General features: G+C 48.8%; 21 protein-coding genes and 3 tRNA genes. 14 read left to right on the plus strand and 10 right to left on the minus strand.

Translation table 11 applies throughout. The features are described from left to right. Positions 1–21 precede the first annotated feature (21 nt). From fetB to H6F51_17630, 4 genes are all read left to right on the plus strand, one after another. Positions 22–786 (plus strand): iron export ABC transporter permease subunit FetB, encoded by a 765-nt coding sequence (gene fetB, locus H6F51_17615; GenBank protein MBD1824293.1) that lies wholly within the window; start codon positions 22–24, stop codon positions 784–786. 54 nt (positions 787–840) lie between these two features. Beyond that, positions 841–1,590: a circadian clock protein KaiB gene (locus H6F51_17620; GenBank protein MBD1824294.1), complete on the plus strand. Its 750-nt coding sequence runs from the start codon at positions 841–843 to the stop codon at positions 1,588–1,590. Then, on the plus strand, positions 1,587–2,723 hold the full coding sequence (cofH, locus tag H6F51_17625; GenBank protein MBD1824295.1) for a 7,8-didemethyl-8-hydroxy-5-deazariboflavin synthase subunit CofH: 1,137 nt from the start codon (positions 1,587–1,589) through the stop codon (positions 2,721–2,723). The genes H6F51_17620 and cofH overlap by 4 nt, the downstream gene beginning before the upstream one ends. 110 nt (positions 2,724–2,833) lie before the next feature. After that, positions 2,834–4,531 carry a DUF3352 domain-containing protein gene (locus tag H6F51_17630; protein MBD1824296.1) on the plus strand — a complete coding sequence of 566 codons (1,698 nt, stop codon included), beginning with the start codon at positions 2,834–2,836 and terminating at the stop codon, positions 4,529–4,531. Here the strand turns inward: H6F51_17630 and H6F51_17635 are convergent. From H6F51_17635 to H6F51_17645, 3 genes are all read right to left on the minus strand, one after another. Further along, the gene (locus tag H6F51_17635) at positions 4,523–5,233 is read right to left on the minus strand and encodes a Fe-S cluster assembly protein HesB (GenBank protein MBD1824297.1); all 711 of its coding nucleotides are present in this window, start codon (positions 5,231–5,233) and stop codon (positions 4,523–4,525) included. The two genes, H6F51_17630 and H6F51_17635, sit on opposite strands and share 9 nt — an antisense overlap. Before the next feature lie 61 nt (positions 5,234–5,294). After that, positions 5,295–5,846 (minus strand): Uma2 family endonuclease, encoded by a 552-nt coding sequence (locus H6F51_17640; protein ID MBD1824298.1) that lies wholly within the window; start codon positions 5,844–5,846, stop codon positions 5,295–5,297. Between the two features lie 30 nt (positions 5,847–5,876). Continuing rightward, a complete protein-coding gene (locus H6F51_17645) occupies positions 5,877–7,289 on the minus strand; it encodes a hypothetical protein (protein ID MBD1824299.1) in 1,413 nt (470 codons plus the stop codon). Positions 7,290–7,370: 81 nt separating this feature from the next. Between H6F51_17645 and trmFO the strand changes: the two genes are divergently transcribed. From trmFO to H6F51_17660, 3 genes are all read left to right on the plus strand, one after another. Continuing rightward, positions 7,371–8,741 carry an FADH(2)-oxidizing methylenetetrahydrofolate--tRNA-(uracil(54)-C(5))-methyltransferase TrmFO gene (gene trmFO, locus H6F51_17650; GenBank protein ID MBD1824300.1) on the plus strand — a complete coding sequence of 457 codons (1,371 nt, stop codon included), beginning with the start codon at positions 7,371–7,373 and terminating at the stop codon, positions 8,739–8,741. Beyond that, positions 8,722–9,933, plus strand: a complete 1,212-nt coding sequence (locus tag H6F51_17655) for a hypothetical protein (protein ID MBD1824301.1) — start codon at positions 8,722–8,724, stop codon at positions 9,931–9,933. Before trmFO ends, H6F51_17655 begins: the two co-directional genes overlap by 20 nt. A gap of 99 nt (positions 9,934–10,032) precedes the next feature. Continuing rightward, positions 10,033–10,596, plus strand: coding sequence for a DUF4303 domain-containing protein (locus H6F51_17660; protein MBD1824302.1), 564 nt, complete (start codon positions 10,033–10,035; stop codon positions 10,594–10,596). A gap of 39 nt (positions 10,597–10,635) precedes the next feature. Here the strand turns inward: H6F51_17660 and H6F51_17665 are convergent, their stop codons facing one another. The 3 genes from H6F51_17665 to ndhL are packed head-to-tail and all read right to left on the minus strand — an operon-like array spanning position 10,636 to position 12,025. After that, positions 10,636–11,436, minus strand: coding sequence for a tryptophan synthase subunit alpha (locus H6F51_17665; GenBank protein ID MBD1824303.1), 801 nt, complete (start codon positions 11,434–11,436; stop codon positions 10,636–10,638). A gap of 57 nt (positions 11,437–11,493) precedes the next feature. Continuing rightward, positions 11,494–11,808 (minus strand): DUF3007 family protein, encoded by a 315-nt coding sequence (locus tag H6F51_17670; protein MBD1824304.1) that lies wholly within the window; start codon positions 11,806–11,808, stop codon positions 11,494–11,496. A gap of 4 nt (positions 11,809–11,812) precedes the next feature. Further along, on the minus strand, positions 11,813–12,025 hold the full coding sequence (gene ndhL / locus H6F51_17675; protein MBD1824305.1) for an NAD(P)H-quinone oxidoreductase subunit L: 213 nt from the start codon (positions 12,023–12,025) through the stop codon (positions 11,813–11,815). A gap of 176 nt (positions 12,026–12,201) precedes the next feature. Here ndhL and H6F51_17680 point away from each other — a divergent pair. The 7 genes from H6F51_17680 to H6F51_17710 all read left to right on the plus strand — a co-directional run bounded on the left by H6F51_17680 (position 12,202) and on the right by H6F51_17710 (position 16,168). Next, a tRNA-Leu gene (locus H6F51_17680) sits at positions 12,202–12,284 on the plus strand. Between the two features lie 162 nt (positions 12,285–12,446). Then, positions 12,447–13,133, plus strand: a complete 687-nt coding sequence (locus tag H6F51_17685) for an ATP-dependent Clp protease proteolytic subunit (protein ID MBD1824306.1) — start codon at positions 12,447–12,449, stop codon at positions 13,131–13,133. A gap of 21 nt (positions 13,134–13,154) precedes the next feature. Beyond that, a complete protein-coding gene (locus tag H6F51_17690; protein MBD1824307.1) occupies positions 13,155–13,784 on the plus strand; it encodes an ATP-dependent Clp protease proteolytic subunit in 630 nt (209 codons plus the stop codon). A 15-nt stretch (positions 13,785–13,799) separates the two neighbouring features. Continuing rightward, positions 13,800–14,393, plus strand: a complete 594-nt coding sequence (locus tag H6F51_17695; GenBank protein ID MBD1824308.1) for an ATP-dependent Clp protease proteolytic subunit — start codon at positions 13,800–13,802, stop codon at positions 14,391–14,393. A gap of 75 nt (positions 14,394–14,468) precedes the next feature. After that, positions 14,469–15,074, plus strand: coding sequence for a DnaJ domain-containing protein (locus H6F51_17700; GenBank protein ID MBD1824309.1), 606 nt, complete (start codon positions 14,469–14,471; stop codon positions 15,072–15,074). A 287-nt stretch (positions 15,075–15,361) separates the two neighbouring features. Beyond that, on the plus strand, positions 15,362–15,814 hold the full coding sequence (locus H6F51_17705) for an ATP-binding protein (protein ID MBD1824310.1): 453 nt from the start codon (positions 15,362–15,364) through the stop codon (positions 15,812–15,814). 159 nt (positions 15,815–15,973) lie between these two features. Further along, entirely contained in the window at positions 15,974–16,168 is a 195-nt protein-coding gene (locus tag H6F51_17710; protein ID MBD1824311.1) for a hypothetical protein, read from the plus strand. Here the strand turns inward: H6F51_17710 and H6F51_17715 are convergent. From H6F51_17715 to H6F51_17730, 4 genes are all read right to left on the minus strand, one after another. Further along, positions 16,165–16,665, minus strand: a complete 501-nt coding sequence (locus tag H6F51_17715; GenBank protein ID MBD1824312.1) for a hypothetical protein — start codon at positions 16,663–16,665, stop codon at positions 16,165–16,167. The genes H6F51_17710 and H6F51_17715 overlap by 4 nt on opposite strands. Positions 16,666–16,993: 328 nt before the next feature. Then, positions 16,994–17,065 (minus strand) — tRNA-Thr (locus H6F51_17720). 33 nt (positions 17,066–17,098) lie between these two features. After that, positions 17,099–17,180: transfer RNA gene (locus H6F51_17725), tRNA-Tyr, on the minus strand. A 57-nt stretch (positions 17,181–17,237) separates the two neighbouring features. Next, on the minus strand, positions 17,238–18,740 hold the full coding sequence (locus H6F51_17730; GenBank protein MBD1824313.1) for an NAD(P)H-hydrate dehydratase: 1,503 nt from the start codon (positions 18,738–18,740) through the stop codon (positions 17,238–17,240). Between the last annotated feature and the right edge of the window lie 61 nt (positions 18,741–18,801).

Consider the following 18,801-nt stretch of genomic DNA (forward strand, 5'->3'; position numbering starts at 1 on the left):
CAGGCAAGGGAAATTCAATCAATGAATTTGGCGATTCAGGCAGTTTGGGCGATCGGATTAATTTTGGCGGCGTTTGCGCTTTCTTCGTGGCAACGGTTGGGGTTAGAAGGCAGCTTAATTCTGGCGGCGGGACGTGCAGTAATTCAATTAGCAGTGGTCGGCTATGTTTTAGCGGTTGTCTTTGCGCCGCCTCAGAGTCCAGTTTTAATTGTGTTTGTGTTGGTGGTATTGCTGATTGTCAGCGCGATCGTCACTCGAAATCGGATTAGCCAAAAGTTACCGATTCTACCTTGGATTATTGGGTCGTTTTTGATGACTACGATTGTCACTGTTGCGTATGTTCAAGCGATCGTGGTGCAGCCACAAACCTGGTATGAACCGAGGTTTTTGATTCCGTTGGGAGCGATCGTTCTTTCTCAGGCGATGAATGCCGCAACGATTTCAGGGGAGCGGTTTTTTACGGCGTTAAATTCTCATACGTTAGAAATTGAAACGCATTTGAGTCTAGGGGCGACTCCGCAACAGGCGATCGCGCACTATCGCAAAGAGGCAATTCGGGCGGGAGTGTTGCCTGTGATTAATACAATGTCGATCGTGGGATTGGCAACCCTGCCAGAACTGTTAAGCGGTCAGCTTTTGGGGGGTGCAGATCCGATTCAGGCAACAGCAGTTCAAATTGTTGTGCTGTTTATGGTGGCATTTGCGACGGTGTTGGTAACGCTACTGGTTGTTCATGGAATTGGGCGACAATTTTTTAACACTCAGGCACAGTTAATCCGATGGTGATTTGCTCCGATCAGCGATAGACTGAGGGCAATCTCTTCGATCGAGTGATTAACCTTGACTTCTCAGTTTTACCGATCGATTCCCGCATTTTTCAAAGGCATCGCTCTCTTTACGCCAGGAGGGGATCTAATCTACTGCATTGATCCTGACAAAAAGGGGCGATGGCACTTAAATTTGTGTTCTGCAATTCAAGATGCGCTAGAACTTCCTGAACCGCCGCATTTCCTCGTGCCTTGCTATACAGCAACGCTCGATCGCTGGTTTGATGCGAGAGCGCAGCAGGTTCGGGTGTTCGCAGAAACCTATCCGCCTGTGTTTCGCTATCGATCGTTGTTAAATCGGGTGTTTGAAGCGGGTGATTTAGTTTGGCAGATTGCGCCGTCGCAAGAAATTTGCGATCCAATGATTCTAGAAAACTATCGTTCTCAATTTCCGCAGCTTTGGGAGAATCACGATTTAGTCATGCGCTATGAGCCAGTTCCGCCGCCTCAATCTGCTGCGCCTGTCTCTCCCTATCCACAAGGCTATGTGTTGCGATTGTTCGTATCGGGCTACAGTGCTGCAACAGCAAGAATTTTACAGAACTTACACGCGCTTCTAGAACAATCGCTTGATAGCCCATATACGCTAAAAGTGATTGATATTTTCAAGCATCCAGAGCAAGCAGAATCCGATCAGATTTCGGCAACGCCTACACTAATAAAAGTGTATCCGCGTCCGGTACGTCGAATTGTGGGAAATTTGGACGATGCCGATCGCGTTTTACGCTTGCTAGGCGCACTGGATGAAGGACGGCAAGAATGATTGACGCAATTTTAGAGAAAGCACTCTCAGGAATTGATTTATCTCCCGCAGAAGGGGTGAGGCTACTGCAAGCAAAGTCCGAAGAGATTGAGCAGATTCGGCAGGTGAGCGATCGATTACGGCATCAACAATCGGGCGACACTGTTACTTATGTGATCAATCGCAACATCAACTACACCAATATCTGTGAGCAACACTGTAGTTTTTGTGCGTTTCGCAGAGATGAGGGTGATGAAGGGGCTTACTGGTTAGATTGGTCGCAGATTTTAGAGAAAGCGACAGATGCGGTAAGACGCGGTGCGACTGAGATTTGTATGCAGGGTGGATTAAATCTGACTGCAAAGATTAACGATAGTTCACTACGGTACTATCAAAACCTAGTCAATACAATTAAATCCGAGTTTCCGCAGCTACATCTTCATGCGTTTTCACCGCAGGAAGTCCAGTTTATTGCGCGAGAGGATCATTTAACCTTTGCGGAAGTAATTGCAGCATTGAGAGATGCAGGGGTGGATTCGATGCCCGGAACGGCTGCGGAAGTGTTGGATGACCAGGTTCGCAAGGTTCTATGTCCTGAGAAGATTGATGCTGAAACCTGGATTGAGATTGTTCGGACAACACACGAACAGGGTGTTCCAACAACCAGCACAATGCTATCTGGACATATTGAAACACCAGAACAGCAGATTCAGCATCTCGAAAAGCTCCGATCGCTCCAACAATCGGCGCAACGATCGGGTTACACCGGAATCACAGAATTCATTTTGCTCCCATTTGTCGGGCAGGAAGCTCCGAAACCTCTGCGTCGTCGCGTTGGGCGCGATCAGCCTGTGTTATCTGATGCGTTATTGTTAACGGCTGTAGCTCGAATTTACCTGGGCAATTGGATTCCGAATCATCAACCGAGTTGGGTGAAATTAGGACTCTCTGGAGCGGTGGAAGCCTTGAACTGGGGCTGTAATGACATTGGCGGAACCTTGATGGAAGAACACATCACCACAATGGCGGGCGCGATCGGCGGAACCTGCATGGAAGTAGAAACTTTGCAAAGCGCGATCGCGTCTCTCGATCGACCTTATCAACAGAGAGATACACTGTATCGACCGATCGCGCTCTATCGTTCTGTTGTTTAAGTCTGCCCCGCTAATTCTCAGCGCTGCGGGAAAGTCGATCGCAAATTCGTCACAGATTTCAAAGACTTTGCTAAAGTGTCTACGGCACTCCACTCACCCTGTTGCTTCTCATGAACGCCCCCACTAAACCCCGCCCTCCAAAGCAAAAACTTCCCTTACCTGTGACTCTCGGTGCGGCGACTGCTCTCGTTGCCGGGGGTACGATCGCTTACTTCTCTTTGACCCGTCAACAGCAGCTTAGCGTCATGCCAGTCGGAGCAAATGCCATTCCGCAAGATGCTTTGATGGTGGTGTCAGTTTCGACTGATCCGGGCAAGTGGCAGCAGCTTCGAGAATTTGGGACACCGCGATCGCAAGCCGGATTCGATCAAAGTTTGGCGCAGTTTCGCGATCGCTTCCTTAGAAGTCGGGGTTTAGAGTATGAGCGCGATATTCAACCCTGGATTGGTAAAGAAGTGACAATGGCATTTCTGCCGCCTCAAGCGGGGGTGAGTGTTCCCCCGCCCGGACAAAGCGCAACGCCGCCGACGCAGCAACCTACCGTGATGGTGTTACCGATCGCCGATGCGCTGAAAGCTAAGGAAGTGTTGGAGCAATCTCCAGCAACCAAGGGCGGAACCTGGAAAGAGCGAGATTACAAAGGCGTAAAGATTCGCGAATCCCAAGATACAGCGGGACAAAGTGCTTCGATCGCTGTTCTAGATACCACTCAAATTCTCGTTGCCAACAATCCAACTGCGATCGATCGAGCGATCGATACGGTGAAAGGTGGCGCATCACTAACACAAACGCCCGGATATGGAGATGCGCTCACGCAGATTAAATCGGATGATGCAATGGCGCGATTATACGTGAACATTCCTGCTGCCGCAAATATATCTGCTACCACCTCAGGTCGAGCAGTACCACCGCAAACACTCGCACAACTGCAACAAAATCAGGGATTAGCGGCAACTGCAACCCTTGCAAATGATGGAATTCAATTCAAAAGTATCTCCTGGTTAAAACCAGATAGCCAACGCAAGTTTGATACCAGTAATAACGCAAAATCGATACCAACGCGATTACCCGGAGACACGCTAATGATGGCATCTGGTGGTGATTTGAAGCAGTTCTGGCAAGACTACTCGCAGGGCGTTTCTGCAAATCCGATTCAGCTTGTGAATCCAGAAGCACTGAAGCAAGGCATGCGATCGACCGTCGGACTTGATTTAGAGAAAGACTTGCTCGACTGGATGCAAGGGGAGTATTCGTTAGGCTTACTGCCTGCACCCCAAGGTGCGCCTGGTAACTTTCCGGCAAGTTTGGTGCTGATGGTGCAGGCAAGCGATCGACGCGCCGCAGAAGAAACACTGAAAAAACTTGATGGCGTAATGGCAAACAAATACGCTTTCAGAGTGGAAGAGTCGAAAATTGAAGGACAGTCTGTGGTGAATTGGTCGTTGCCTGCTGCGAACGTCAACGTGACTCGCGGTTGGCTCGATGGAAATATCGCTTTTCTCTCGCTCGGTGCGCCTGTGGCAGGCTCCTTTTTACCAAAGCCAGCGACCACACTGGCAGAAAATGAGCTATTCCGCAAAAGCACACAATCTGAACTGAATCCCCGCAATGGTCATTTCTTCGTCGATATGGATCGGGTGCTGAAGCTTCAGAACTTCCCACTGCTTCAGATTCCCGCCGCAAATCGAGCTGCATTGGAGGCAATGCAATCGATCGGGGTCACTACTGCGATTACAAGCGATCGCACCTCTCGCCATGATGTGTTCGTGTCTTTGCGGAAAGGCAATAAGCCGGGAGCATTACCCTAAACGGGATTGACCGTAGGGACAGAGCGAAAGAACTACACAGCGATCGCACTGGGGACTGCGGTAAAAACAACAGCGCTGTCCATGTAGCATGAGAACTTCGTGGTTATCGTACACCTGTTGGGCTGTCCAACCTGCGGGCAATTGTGCTTCTAGCAAGTCGTGAGCTGGGGCAACCGCGACCGTTTCGGGAATTAAACCGAGTCGAATTGCTACGCGGTGATGATGACTATCCACAGGTAAGGCGCGTCGCCGGAGATTGCTGAAGGCGAGAACTGCCGCGCTGGTTTTACGCCCGATGCCCGGAAAAGATTCCAGCCAGTTTCGAGCTTCTTCGACGCTGAGATCGGCGAGAAACTCGATCGACAATTCGCCGCGCTGGACAGTGATTTGCTGCAAAATTTGTTTGAGCCGCAGTGCTTTTTGATCTGCCCAAGTGCAAGGTGCGATCGCGGTTTCAATTTCTTTTTCTGGCGCGTCGCGGACTGCCTCCCAAGTGGAGAACTTTGCTTTTAATTGTTTGAATGCCCGCGCAGAATCCGCATTTTTAGTCCGATGAGATAACAACGCTGAAACTAATTCGCTCAGCGGATCGAGATTATGAAAATACGGAATTGGACAGCCGTATTCTTGGCATAAACGATCGTGAATCTGAATCAGTTTTTGCTGAAGTTCTGGGGTGACAGAAGGGGGGCGCGATCGCATAAAAATAGGAATAATCGTTCTGAATTGGGACTTAAATCTTCACTGGTTTTCTGAGTTTCTATCACCTCAATAGTCTCGCTACTTCAACCTCGACCTCTGGAAAAGCTAGAGGAGTAACCCTGTCATCGGTCAACACAACTTGATGCTGATACTCCCCATTTACCGCATCCCGAAAGATGTTCAACTCCCTAGTTTTTAGGTTAATCACCCAATACTCGCGAATTCCTGCTTCTGCATAGACTTTGGGCTTGATCTCTAAGTCCTTTTGCAAACTTGTATTGGAATACTCGATGATCCAGAAGATGTTCTCCGGGTAGGGGTGATGCCCAGTGATGTAGACCTCTCCGAGCGGTTCAACGATCGCTAAGTCGGGTTCGGGTTCTGAGTTGTTTGGCAGGGTAATCGGGTGTCCCTCTCGAACTTTGGCGCGACTGCCTAGACGATCGCGTAAATAATCGCCTGCATCGCTGCTTAATCCAGTATGAGAAATTCCTTCAGGGGACATTTCTACCAGCTCTCCCTTCAATAGTTCAACCTGCACATCATCAAACACACCTGCTTCTACTGCTTGGTGATAGCGATCAACTGTCCATTTCCAAGTCGAAATTGTCATACAGATTCCCTTACTCTAAATTTCAGTGATCTAACTTTTGAGTCTGCGAATTCGACTGGTTTCTTCTAAGATACTTTCTACATCATCCTCACTCAGTTGTCGCACATAATTAACTTTCACTTCCTCTAACAGATCAATGACCAATGATTGAAGCTCTTGTAGCGATCGCTGTTGCTGCAATTCGGTCGTCAAATTCTGACCAAAGCTTTTCACCAGTTTGCTGATTAATTCTGCACCCTTTTTATCTTCAAGTGCCGTGACGATCGCCTCATACATACCGCTTGTCACTTCAGAAACTAATCGCTCATTGATTTGGCGCGGCAAATCTCCAACCAGCGGCATCGTTTTCAAGCCTTGATAAGCAGGCGACTGACTCAAAACTTGATCGATCGTATGCCGCAACACTGCATCTAGTTCAGGCTTTATCTTGGGTAGAACTTTGTAAACAGTCGTCTGAACAAAATGTGTTGTTAATTCCTGAATTTCGTCGCGCTGATTGAGATCAATGTAAGGGCGATTCATCGACTGAGCAATCCAACGGGAAAACTCGCCCCGCTCGATCGTCGATTGAAACCGATCGATCACCTGAGTTACCACCGCTTCTGCCATATCCTCTGAGATATTTGCGACAAAGCCTTGACTCGCTTGAGCGCGAATGTGGCTGAGATCGATCAGTTTTGCGTGATCCAGTCGAACTGTGATCGGAATCACTCGCAGCCACCGGAAAAAGGGCAATAGCAGAAAGATGTCATACCATCGCCAAAGTGCCGCATCGAGCCAGCTTAAACTTCGATAACGCCGACTAAGATAGAAAGTCCGAGCGATAAACTCTAGCGCAAAGATGGCGATAAATGGAGCATCGATCGCCCAGAACCAATCGACAAATTCACCGTTTTCACCAATGCTGCGGTAATAGTTTGAAGCAATCAACGGACGGATCTCACGATTGAAAAATTGCAGTTCGTTATTGATTCCGCGCTGGGTTAAGTTTTCTGTGCTCCAAAAGGTTGCGAATGCCTGTTTTGAAGATTCACGCCGACGCTCCTGAAAGATATGCTCTCGCATTCGATTTTTGATTTTCTCTAGCGTTCCGCTTTTATTTGCGACTGCAAAGGGATTGGTATCAACCATCTCGGAACTGCGCGATCGCAATTCCTGTAATCTTGCTTGCACTGCCGGATTTTCTAATCCAGTTTGCTGAAGTTCCTGCTGTAACGCGTTAACAGTATCTAAATACGCTTCGGTGTCGCGATGTGGCTCAATTCCTTTGACCCGATCGTACCCCCGTGTCACACCGGGAAAATTACGAAGCCAGAAATCTCGCCACGGGATATACGACCAATCAAACGCCACCAGTCCTAAATTTGCCACTGCTAAAAATGCCATCGATCGCTCAAACAGCAGATTACGACGGAGCGGAGAGCGAGAAGGAGACGATCGCATAAGTTCAAACCAGCACTGACTTTCCTAGATTGATCATAGAACCGTTTATCCTAGATAAGGACTCGATCGAAAGTGTTGACTATGACCGAACTTTCTCCAATTCATGTCATTGGCGGCGGATTAGCAGGCACCGAAGCGGCTTGGCAGATTGCTCAAGCGGGTGTCCCCGTCGTGCTACATGAAATGCGCCCGATTCGTCAAAGCCCTGCTCATCACTCCGAGCATCTGGCGGAATTGGTGTGCAGTAACTCATTTGGAGCGCAAGCAACCGATCGCTCCTCCGGACTGCTGCACGAAGAATTGCGGCGCTTGGGGTCGATCGTGATTCAAACCGCAGATCAGCATCAAGTTCCGGCGGGTGGGGCATTGGCGGTTGATCGGGGGGTGTTCAGCCAAGAATTAACCGAAACCCTGTCGAATCATCCTCTAATTGAGTTACGGCGTGAAGAAGTGGTCGAAATTCCGCGATCGGGCGTTGTGGTGCTGACGACAGGGCCTTTAACCAGTGAAGCGCTCTCCCAGGATTTGCAGCGCCTGACCGGAATGGAGTATATGAGTTTCTTCGATGCAGCAAGCCCGATCGTCGTGGGAGAGTCGATCGATTTTGAAACCGCATTTTTGGCTTCTCGGTACGATCGTGGCGAAGCCGCCTACCTCAATTGCCCAATGGACAAAGCGCAGTATCTCCACTTCTGGCAAGAGCTGTGCAATGCAGAACAGGCGGAATTAAAAGATTTTGAGCGCGAAACGGCGAAATTTTTTGAAGCGTGCTTACCGATCGAGGAAATGGCGCGACGGGGCGAAGATACGATGCGTTACGGCCCGCTTAAACCTGTGGGACTGTTTGATGCCCGAAAAGGCAACTTCCGCGACAACAAAGAGCATCGCCCTTATGCAGTTGTCCAGTTGCGCCAGGAAGATAAATCCGGGCAATTGTGGAACATGGTCGGATTTCAAACCAACTTACGCTGGGGTGAACAAAAGCGCGTCTTTCGGCTCATTCCCGGTTTAGAGAATGCTGAATTTGTGCGAATGGGTGTGATGCACCGCAATACGTTTATCAACTCACCCGAACTGCTTCTACCAACCTTGCAATTTAAATCGCGATCGACCCTTCTTGCCGCCGGACAACTCAGCGGAACTGAAGGTTACACGGCGGCTTGTGCAGGCGGTTGGTTAGCGGGAACCAATGCTGCTCGTGTGGCGTTGGGATTACCAACCCTGTCTCTTCCGGTCACAACGATGATGGGCGCGTTGTTCGATTTCATCAGTTCTGCCTCTCCAAAGCATTTCCAACCGATGCCGCCGAACTTTGGCATCTTACCGGAACTGCCGCAGAAGATTCGCAACAAACAAGAGCGGTATGGACAATATCGCGATCGTGCCCTGTCCGATTTAGACCAATTCCGCGCTTCTTTATCCTCGAACAACTATGCGTTTGCTTTGTCTTAGTAACGGTCACGGTGAAGATACGATCGCAATTCGGATTCTTCAAGCGTTGCAGCGAAAATCAGATTGCAAGATCGAAGCTTTACCGATCGTTGGAGAAGGTCACGCATACAGAAATGCAAATATTCCTGTAATCGGCTCGGTGAAAGCGATGCCATCGGGCGGATTCATCTACATGGATAATAAGCAACTGGTTCGAGACATACAAGGTGGATTACTAAAGCTCACACTAGAGCAAATCAAAGCGATTAAGAATTGGGCAAAAGACGATGGCTTAATTCTGGCAGTCGGCGATATTGTTCCAATGTTGTTTGCTTGGATCAGTGGTGCGCCGTTTGCCTTTGTTGCCACTGCAAAGTCAGAGTATTACCTGCGCGATGAGAAAGGCTGGTTGCCAAGACAATCCTGGTGGGACGATCGATTAGAGCGATCAACCGGATGTATTTTCCAACCGTGGGATCGCTGGCTGATGAAGCGTCCTCAGTGTAAAGCTGTGTTTCCTCGCGATCGTTTCACCGCTCAGATTCTCAAACGCTTTGATGTGCCTGCTTTTGATCTGGGTAATCCGATGATGGACGGCTTGGAATGGTCAGGCTCAGAAACCTTCGATGGTTTGACTGTTGCGCTGATTCCTGGTTCTCGCCCACCCGAATGTTTTGCGAATTGGGAATTGATGCTGCAAGCGATCGATAATCTGAGCGATCTAAAGCAACCCATGCAGTTCTTGAGCGCGATCGCACCTGGAATCGATCTCGATCAATTACATACTTTATTAGTTCGCTATCGCTGGCGCTCCACAGATTCTAATACTTATGTGAACGGATACGGTGAAAATCAAACAACACTCAAGTTAATGCCTGGACGATTTGCAGAATGTATTCAGCGAAGTGAGATTGCGATCGCAATGGCAGGAACCGCCACCGAACAATTTATCGGACTGGGTAAACCTGCGTTTATCATCCCTGGTGCAGGACCTCAATTTACTCCTGCTTTTGCAGAGGCTCAAACTCGATTGTTAGGGGCTTCAGTAACGTTAGTTCCGCATCCCGCTCAGATGAGTCGTGCAGTGCAATCGCTCCTAGAAAATCCCGATCGCATTCAGATGATTGCAGAAAACGGACGGCGACGCATGGGAGAACCGGGAGCAGCGGAGCGGATTAGCGATTGCTTAATTGACATTCTTCACACCCTCTAAAATTTTGAAGCTAACGGATGGACTTGATAGAGTGAGAGTGCAATTTGTAGGTTTCAATGGATTACGATCTCTTAATCGAAATTTTTCACGCTACCTCAAATGACGAATACCGAATTGCAAACATGGCTTGATCGTGATGATTTTGAGCTTCTTGATGCGATTAAATCAGAAATTCGTACTCACATTGCAAAACTTCATGCACATAGTACGCAATTCTATGGATATGCACTATTACCTGGTGAACTTGAGGCAATCTGTGATCTTGTTGCTGCTTTCAATTGTGAATCGGATATTGCTCCAGAACATATTGCTAGCAGTTATTACCGATACTCTGTCGATGAATGGGCTAACTATGCACATAGCGAATTTCCAAGAAGCAGCGCAATCATCGATTCGCGCAACGCTCAATTCAAGAAACTCCACCGTAAAGATAATTCTAATGAATATCTACTGGATGACTGGGAAGTCGCACACGCTAATAAACTGCTTACCACAATTCTGACAGCAATGATTGAATTACGACATGATGGTCTGCTCGGAGGTGAAAAATCGTTCGCTATCATCTGGATCTCTGATTCGGATCACAGCATCATGTCTCAGTCTGCTAAAGCGCTGAATTCTGATGCTATCTACAAAACGTATATACAAGAGTTTTGTGATTGAGAGTGCAGCAGCCTACAAAGAATGAAAACTATTTGCAAACTAATCTGTAATGATCGCACTTCTCAACGTCTGACAAAACTCCTCGATCGCTTTCAATCCCTCCGCAGGCGATCCCTCAGACAATCGCTTCACAAACGCACTTCCGACGATCGCCGCATCTGCGCCCCAGTTCATCACTTGCCGCGCCTGTTCCGGTTGTGAAATCCCAAATCCAACACCGATCGCTTTATCCGTCACCTGTCGCAACTCTGCGATTAAATCTTTCACCCGCGATTCCATTTGCGATCGCATTCCGGTGACACCCGTTGTACTCACTAAATAGATAAACCCTTGCGACTGTTGCGCGATCGCTGCGATTCTCTCCGGTGGACTCGTCGGTGCAACCAACAGAATTAATTCAATCCCGTATTCTTTTGCGGGACGGAGCAGTGTTTCAGCCTCTTCTAGTGGCAAATCTGGAACTACTAAACCTTTCGCACCCGCTTCAGAAATCTCCTTCAAAAAGGATTCAATGCCGCGATTCAGAATTGGATTGTAGTAAGTGAAGAGAATGATCGGCGATCGCAAGCTCGGAGCAACCTGCTTTACTAATTGCAGAACATCATCGAGTCGGGTTCCATTAGCGAGCGATCGTGTGGCTGCCGCTTGAATCACCGGGCCATCCGCCAACGGATCAGAATAAGGAACGCCCAACTCGATTAAATCGGCTCCATTGCGATCGAGAATCTGCAACGCCTGAGCGGTCGTCTCTAAATCCGGATCTCCGGCAGTTAAAAAAGGAATCAACGCACACCGACCCTGATTCCGTAGCCGCTCAAAACATTCCGACACTGAAGCCATCTCGATTCTCTAAAACGCACAACTTCAGTAGATTACTGCAAATTTGGGCACGAAATTCTAAGAACCTTGCTTTTTCCGTTCCGCTTCAATCTCTGCCTGAATTTTCTCTAATTCTTCAGGAGTTAATTCTTCTAAGCGCTTGCGGAGGACGGCTTCTTCGTAATCCTTAAGCTGCTGGTTGTACGTCATGTTCTTTGACAGCACCCGAAACAGGTAACTCGCCAACCATCCAATCAAGCCGCCGACTAACAGCAACTGACTCCAAATTCCTGCGCTAACGCTGTCCAGACCTGCGCCCTGAAGTGCCAGAAACGCAAGTCCGCCCGCTAAAAACACACCAAACGTAATCCCGATCGCGTCAATTCGTCGCATCGTTCTAAGCTTCTATCTGTCGCGCTTTCGGTCTGAAATTCAAGAACGGCGCAAGCAAGAGCATTCCCGGAAAATAGAGAAACACCATGAAATACATAAAGCCCCGCTCAACTGAACTTGCCACATACCAGCGCGACTTCAGATAGAAAAAGATGATTAAGGGCACAACCACCAGGTAAGCGCCGCCCAAAGCGAGGTATAGAAGTGCTACATCCATGCGTTTCAACCGGATATCAACTTTTCTATCCTAGCGCTTTCGTGCGATCGCGCTCTGAAAATCAAACAGTGAAATTTAATTTGCGATCGTTTCACAAATTTCTATACCAATCCTGCAGATCTAGTGATATCCTTGGAAAGCTTCTGAATTGCAATCCTAATTCAGAATATTGTCTTGGGGGCGTGGCGGAATGGTAGACGCTACGGACTTAAAATCCGTTGACCGCAAGGTCGTAAGGGTTCAAGTCCCTTCGCCCCCATACCTTAAAGATTTATTGCGGCAGTCCCTCTACAAAATTTAGCCGCACAAAAATTACGGATTCCCCAACTCGTCCCGCTCGGCTTGGGCTGTATTATTCCTCGTTCCACGCGCTACCATGAATAAACCGCCACTTATAGGCAAATTGTTTCAGGCAACTGCTATGGAATCACCGATTAAGGCTGTTCAGTCCTCAAATTATTATGGCGATGCCTCTTACCGCACGCCCCCACCCGATTTAGCATCTCTGATGCTGAAAGAGCGCATTGTTTATCTTGGCGGCCCCCTGCACTCGATCGATGAATATCGTAGAAACCCCAACCAAGATTACACCCGATTGATCATCGCGCAACTGCTGTATCTGCAATTCGACGATCCGGAAAAGCCGATTTATTTCTACATCAACTCAACCGGAACTTCCTGGGAAGGTGAAACGATCGGGTTTGAAACCGAAGCGTTTGCAGTCTGCGACACCCTTAGCTACATCAAGCCTCCGGTGCATACGATTTGTATCGGGCAGGCGGTTGGTACAGCCGCAATGATTCTCTCGGCGGGAACCAAGGGATTCCGCGCAAGTCTGCCGCACGCGACGATCGTTCTCAACCAACCGAAATCGGGAACACGCGGACAAGCAACCGATATCCAGATCCGGGCGAAAGAAGTTCTAGAAAACCGAGCTGCAATCCTCGACATCCTGTCTAAGAACACTGGACAACCGATCGAGAAAATCGTTAAAGACACCGATCGCACCTTCTATATGACACCGCAAGAAGCGAAAGAATATGGACTGATCGATCGAGTTCTCGAAAGTACCAAGCAACTGCCCAAACCTGTTGCCGCTTTGACTTAATTCACCCCCTCACTGAGCCTTATGCAAGTTCCTTACCGTCTTCCCGGTAGCCAATATGTGCAGTGGGTCGATATCTACACCCGCATGGCATTCGAGCGGATTATCTTTCTCGATGGCGAGATTGATGACAATACTGCGAATAGCATTGTTGCGCTACTGTTGTATCTCCATTCAGAAGACGCAACCAAGCCGATTTATCTGTACATCAATTCGTATGGTGAGCGGATCGGTGGCGGTGTGTCCTCGTTAGCGGCAAGCATGGCGATCTACGACACAATGCAGTACATCAAAGCGCCGGTGCATACGATTTGTATGGGCATGGCAGCGAGTAGTGCAGTGTTGCTGCTGTCATCCGGTACAAAGGGATCGCGCCTGAGCTTACCGAATGCAGAGATTGTTTTATCTCCGCAGTATGGACGATCGCGAGGACAAGCAACCGATATTCAAGTCGATGCCCAAAAGGTACTTGCCGATCGTGCAACCTTCCTGCAAATTCTGTCGCTCAACACTGGTCACACTGTCGAAAAACTCAGCAAAGATCTCGATCGACGCTTCTATCTCACCGCTCAGGAAGCAAAAGACTATGGACTGATCGATCGGGTTCTCACCAGCACTAAAGAGTTACCCAAACAATTGCCCGCCCTCGTTTAATCAAGAGATTGTCTTATGCCAATTGGAACTCCAAAAGTCCCGTATCGTTTACCGGGTAGCTCATACGAGCAATGGATCGATATTTATCAGCGCTTAAGCTTAGAGCGGATTATCTTCTTAAGCCAAGATGTCGATGACAATATCGCGAATCAGATCGTGGCAATCATGCTCTATCTCGATTCCGAAGATCCGACCAAACCGATCCAGTTGTATATCAATTCTCCTGGGGGATCAGTCACCGCAGGAATGGCGATCTACGACACGATGCAGCACATTAAATCCGAAGTGATCACAATCTGTGTCGGGCTTGCTGCTTCAATGGGAGCCTTTCTTCTCGCCGCTGGCAGCAAAGGAAAGCGCGTTGCACTGCCGCACTCTCGAATCATGATTCACCAACCCTTGGGTGGAACCGGACGACAACAAGCGACCGACATCGAGATCGAAGCTAGAGAAATTATTCGGATGCGGCACCAGTTGAATGGAATGCTGTCAGACCGCACCGGACAACCGCTTGAGAAGATCGAAAAAGACACCGATCGCGATTACTTTATGTCCGCCGCAGAAGCGAAAGAATACGGACTGATCGATCGCGTCATCGAAACGGTCTAATCGTCAAACACACGCTACACCAATTTGATAAAGAAGTGGCAGAATGCAATAAGTTCTGCCCTTTTTTTTGTATCTATGAATATTGCTGATTCTTACCGACTGTTAGGGCTAAGGACGGGAGCAACTCACGAAGACATCAAAGCTGCCTACCGTAAACTAGCGCGGCAATTACACCCGGACATGAATCCGGAGGACGATCGCGCCAAAGAACGCTTCATTCGCATCACCGAGGCGTACCAGTTTTTATTGGGGATCATCGCTGAGAAGCCGCCCGACCCTACTGAAGCACCATCGGCAGAACCCCAATCGGCAGAACCCCCTAAAGTGACCATTAAAGTAACTCATCCCCAAACCGCACCCGAACTTTCCCTGATCGATCGCCAATTGCTACAAACCTCCTACGAGCAATTGCAGGATTTCTTCAAGCTGAAGAAATTCCCACGGGCGATCGCGCTAGTGGAAGGACTTGCCCAGCGCTTCCCAGATCACCCCGATGTACGCCAATGGCAAGCGATTACTTATCACCGCTGGGCACAACATCTCATTCAGGAGCGCAACTATGAAAAAGCGCGGCTTTACCTGAAAAAGGCTCTCCGCACTGATCCCCACAATCGGCGGCTTTGGGCGGAAATTGACCAGGATTTTCGACGATTAGAAGAAAGAGTTTATCGGCGACGATGACAGAAAGATGAGTAAAAATTCGTGTCTCAGCCCTCGTATTTTGGTATAGGATGAAGACATAGGCATACAGAGCGCGTTTCGCTTCTGCAAAGCCTCAATAAATTTGCGAATTTATAACAAGGTTGCTTAACTCTTTTAGGTACAGGATTGACGGTAAAGCAGGATAAAAACTCTAAGGTTCTTCAATCAGTACCAAGCTGATTTCTCTAGAAGCAACCCAGTTTTTCCACGTGCAATTGCTAAATGATCTATGTGTTGATCCATTTGAAAGCAACGGAGTTCTCCGAGTGATTGCGATGTCTCCTCGTCCGGTTGGACGCAATTGGAATACGGTCAGCTTTCCTTCAACGCTGTATCTTCTTCCGATTCTTGATCTTCTGCTGTCAAAAGTTCCCGCCCGCTGGAAAGCCGAGGTGAGGTTGGGATTGCAGGAAGCTCTTGTCAACGCCGCAAAGCATGGAAACTGCCTTGATCCCTGCAAAAAAGTCCTGATTCAGTTTTCAATGGTTGCTGACGAATACTGGTGGATTATTTCAGATCAGGGATCTGGATTTGAAGCGCCTGAATGCTGCTGTGTAGAAGAGGCAGAAGAACACCTTCCTCAGCATGAAGGCGAATCTGGACGAGGTTTGTACATTCTGTATCAAGTGTTTGACCAGGTTGAGTGGAATCGTGAAGGGACAGAACTAAGGCTATGTAAGCAGGTTCGGAATGCTCACCGATCGCCATTAGTAGTTTAGTACCAGTCTTTCTCTAAGTCAAGCTTAGGTAGAAGAACGACTCACGCCTTAATTTGAACGGTCTCGCTCGTTACCAGATTTGCAACACAAGCGCATCATTCTGGCGAAATTTTGTTATCGTGGCAGAGCAGATTGCCCATTGTGCGAATAGTCAGAAGAATGAAGACCAAGCGATTAGAGTTATTTTTGTTAGCAAGTTGTTCTTGTTTGATCACGCTGTTGGTGCATCCGATCGCATCGGCGATCGCGTCTCCCCCAGTGATCCCCAATCTTCAAGCTCCAAAACCTGTGACTGGTGCATTCTGTGCCCTCAAATTGGAGTCAGAATTCTTGCAGGCGCGATCGGACTCCTAGCGCTTTTGTCTTAGTTTTGCTGATTGGAGTTCGAGCCACTCTAGTATCCAGCAGGAAATGAGACCCACAACCATGATCGCGGCCCCATGAGCCAGATGTTCCTGCCAAAGAAACAATATGGCAAAGACTCCAATTCCACTCAGGGTGATGAGCAGCAAGGATTGCAGGTTTCTTCTTCGGCTTTCTTTCAGCACGGATGAACTCTGCAAGCCGAATGTCATGATCCCCAAAAGCAGATAGACCAAAAGACTAACGAGACTAACCAAGCCTCCCGCGTAAAGGAGAAGTCCTGGTAGCTTTCCGGGGATCGCGATCGCTTGAAAAATCACACCGGGTAGGAATAGCACCAGCACAAATAGAATGTGCAAGTAGTTGATCATGCCGAACTCTTGATCCTGAACGACTGGGATTACAAAGCCGATCGTTAGTAGAATCAGATTGACCAACCTCCACGTGCGTCTGAGGCTAGAAGATTGGTAAAAACGCGATTTGCTCATGGGCAAGAAGCAAGATAGCCACTGTCTCAGGATAACGATTGCCATCAACAAGTGCGATGAGCAACCGTGACAAAGTGAGATAAAAATAGTTCAAGAACGCAGCAGTTGTCCCATTCCTGTCCACCAGTGGTCGCGCTCTTATTCAGGATTGCGCTGCGCTTTTATTCGTCTAATTGTCGTCTACCAGTTCTCTACCAACGTTGGGTCTAAACTTCTCAAGAAGTTCCCAAAATCATAAGTCCCCAAAATTGTCTTTTGCTGAGAGTAGGACACTATCAGAAGTTAATGCAAAAACGACAGAAACCTCTCAATGAGAGGTTTCTGCGAAAGCCCGTGACGAGGATTGAACTCGTGACCTCACCCTTACCAAGGGTGTGCTCTACCACTGAGCCACACGGGCGGAAGGCGATGAAAACCATCGCACTTGTGAATATGGGCCGAGCTGGATTTGAACCAGCGTAGGCGTAGCCAGCGGATTTACAGTCCGCCCCCATTAACCACTCGGGCATCGACCCTTGCCATTCACAGTTATATATAGTAGCACAGGATTGTGAGCAAGAGCGAATCTCGAATTAAAAAAATGTTTTTTGTTGTTGACTTACTAGGGCTGGAATCAGAAATTGAGTCAACGTATGGGCATCAACTCCAAGCTCTGTGCGGTTTTGAGCCGCGAGAATGCCTGCTTCAGCATGCCACCAGGCAGCAGTCTGAGTCAGACCGAGCAGCGGAATTGGAGGCTGATCTGCAAGATTTTGTGCCAGGAGTCCGCCGAGTAGTCCGGTCAAGACATCGCCGCTACCGCCACGGGCAAGCGCTGGGGTACTCTTTGGGTTAATTCTTGTTTGCGCTTCGGGAGATGCGATCGCAATTCTTGCTCCCTTAAGCAGTACGATTGCACCTGTTGATTTTGCCGCTTGCTGAACCGCAGTCACTCGACATTCAACCGCAAGATCCGGAAATAAGCGGTTAAACTCGCCGAGATGCGGTGTAAGAATCGTTGCAGCTTGGCGCTTTTGAAGAGTCGGAACGGTTCCAAATTGCGCTAAAGCATTTAATCCATCGGCATCGAGCACGACTGCGCGATCGGACGCTAAAACCTGACCGACGATCGCAGCGGCATCGAGCGTTAATCCGGGGCCGCAAGCGATTGCATCAAATGCGCTCAAATCGATTTGTGAAAGCTCGGCGACCGCGCCGGATTTAGTTTCAGGACAACCAATGATTAAGGCTTCGGGCAGTTGAGCGGAAAGGGTCGGTTTGAGCGATTCGGGAACGGCGATCGACAGCATTCCCACGCCGCTCGATCGTGCGCCGAGTCCAGTTAGTAGCGCTCCACCTGCATATCGACGAGAGCCGCAGATTAGTAGCAAATGCCCCATCTTATATTTATGAGTTGAGGCAGGACGATGAAGCGGTAAGGCGGACATTGCCCAGGCTGAGGTAACTCGTTGAATTTGGGGCGGATCGCCTAACACCGCAGCGATGTCAGTTAGGGGAATATCAAAATCAATTAATTCAGCTTGACCGACAAACTCCAAGGCATGATCTTGCAGTAAGCCGAGTTTCCATAAGCCGAGACAGAGCGTGTGAGTGGCTCGGATTGCGGCTCTAAGGGGGCGACCTGTATCGGTGTGCAGTCCTGATGGCAGATCAATGCTGACGATCGGTAAATTCCATTCATTGACAGAATCAACCATTGTAGAAATCGGGGCTTCGAGCGATCGGGTTAGCCCAAAGCCAAATAAGCCATCAATTAAAAAGTCAGACGATCGCAAACTGTCGATTTCTGCGTCACAAGGAATGCCTAAACTTTTTGCGTACTGTAGGTGACTGGTGGTTAGCTCTTTGCAGCGAGAGAAGGGACAGCACAATCGCACGTCATACCCTCGAAAGTGCAGTTCTCGCGCCACCACTAAGGCATCTCCGCCGTTATGCCCTGACCCGACGAGAACTCCAACTTTGCAAGCAGAAGGATACAGGCTGACAATGCGATCGCTCAGCCTTCCAGCAACCTTTTCCATCAGTGCGGTAACGGGCATTCCCGCATCAAATAGGCGCTGCTCGATCGATCTCATTTGTGCAGCCGTGACGATCGTGCGGTGGATTTGTTCTAGCCTGGTGTCTAACTTCGTGCGT

It is taken from the genome of Cyanobacteria bacterium FACHB-DQ100 (genome assembly GCA_014695195.1).
In the GTDB taxonomy this organism is placed as follows: domain Bacteria; phylum Cyanobacteriota; class Cyanobacteriia; order Leptolyngbyales; family Leptolyngbyaceae; genus Leptolyngbya.

Coding starts and splice junctions, on each gene's coding strand:
- H6F51_17695 (MBD1824308.1), top strand. CDS start 13,800: ATGCCAATTGGAACTCCAAAAGTCCCGTATCGTTTACCGGGTAGCTCA.
- H6F51_17710 (MBD1824311.1), top strand. CDS start 15,974: ATGAAGACCAAGCGATTAGAGTTATTTTTGTTAGCAAGTTGTTCTTGT.
- H6F51_17670 (MBD1824304.1), bottom strand. CDS start 11,808: ATGCGACGAATTGACGCGATCGGGATTACGTTTGGTGTGTTTTTAGCG.
- H6F51_17655 (MBD1824301.1), top strand. CDS start 8,722: ATGCGTTTGCTTTGTCTTAGTAACGGTCACGGTGAAGATACGATCGCA.
- H6F51_17665 (MBD1824303.1), bottom strand. CDS start 11,436: ATGGCTTCAGTGTCGGAATGTTTTGAGCGGCTACGGAATCAGGGTCGG.
- H6F51_17690 (MBD1824307.1), top strand. CDS start 13,155: ATGCAAGTTCCTTACCGTCTTCCCGGTAGCCAATATGTGCAGTGGGTC.
- fetB (MBD1824293.1), top strand. CDS start 22: ATGAATTTGGCGATTCAGGCAGTTTGGGCGATCGGATTAATTTTGGCG.
- H6F51_17630 (MBD1824296.1), top strand. CDS start 2,834: ATGAACGCCCCCACTAAACCCCGCCCTCCAAAGCAAAAACTTCCCTTA.
- H6F51_17660 (MBD1824302.1), top strand. CDS start 10,033: ATGACGAATACCGAATTGCAAACATGGCTTGATCGTGATGATTTTGAG.
- H6F51_17685 (MBD1824306.1), top strand. CDS start 12,447: ATGGAATCACCGATTAAGGCTGTTCAGTCCTCAAATTATTATGGCGAT.
- H6F51_17640 (MBD1824298.1), bottom strand. CDS start 5,846: ATGACAATTTCGACTTGGAAATGGACAGTTGATCGCTATCACCAAGCA.
- H6F51_17700 (MBD1824309.1), top strand. CDS start 14,469: ATGAATATTGCTGATTCTTACCGACTGTTAGGGCTAAGGACGGGAGCA.
- H6F51_17730 (MBD1824313.1), bottom strand. CDS start 18,740: ATGAGATCGATCGAGCAGCGCCTATTTGATGCGGGAATGCCCGTTACC.
- H6F51_17635 (MBD1824297.1), bottom strand. CDS start 5,233: ATGCGATCGCGCCCCCCTTCTGTCACCCCAGAACTTCAGCAAAAACTG.
- H6F51_17645 (MBD1824299.1), bottom strand. CDS start 7,289: ATGCGATCGTCTCCTTCTCGCTCTCCGCTCCGTCGTAATCTGCTGTTT.
- ndhL (MBD1824305.1), bottom strand. CDS start 12,025: ATGGATGTAGCACTTCTATACCTCGCTTTGGGCGGCGCTTACCTGGTG.
- H6F51_17715 (MBD1824312.1), bottom strand. CDS start 16,665: ATGAGCAAATCGCGTTTTTACCAATCTTCTAGCCTCAGACGCACGTGG.
- trmFO (MBD1824300.1), top strand. CDS start 7,371: ATGACCGAACTTTCTCCAATTCATGTCATTGGCGGCGGATTAGCAGGC.
- cofH (MBD1824295.1), top strand. CDS start 1,587: ATGATTGACGCAATTTTAGAGAAAGCACTCTCAGGAATTGATTTATCT.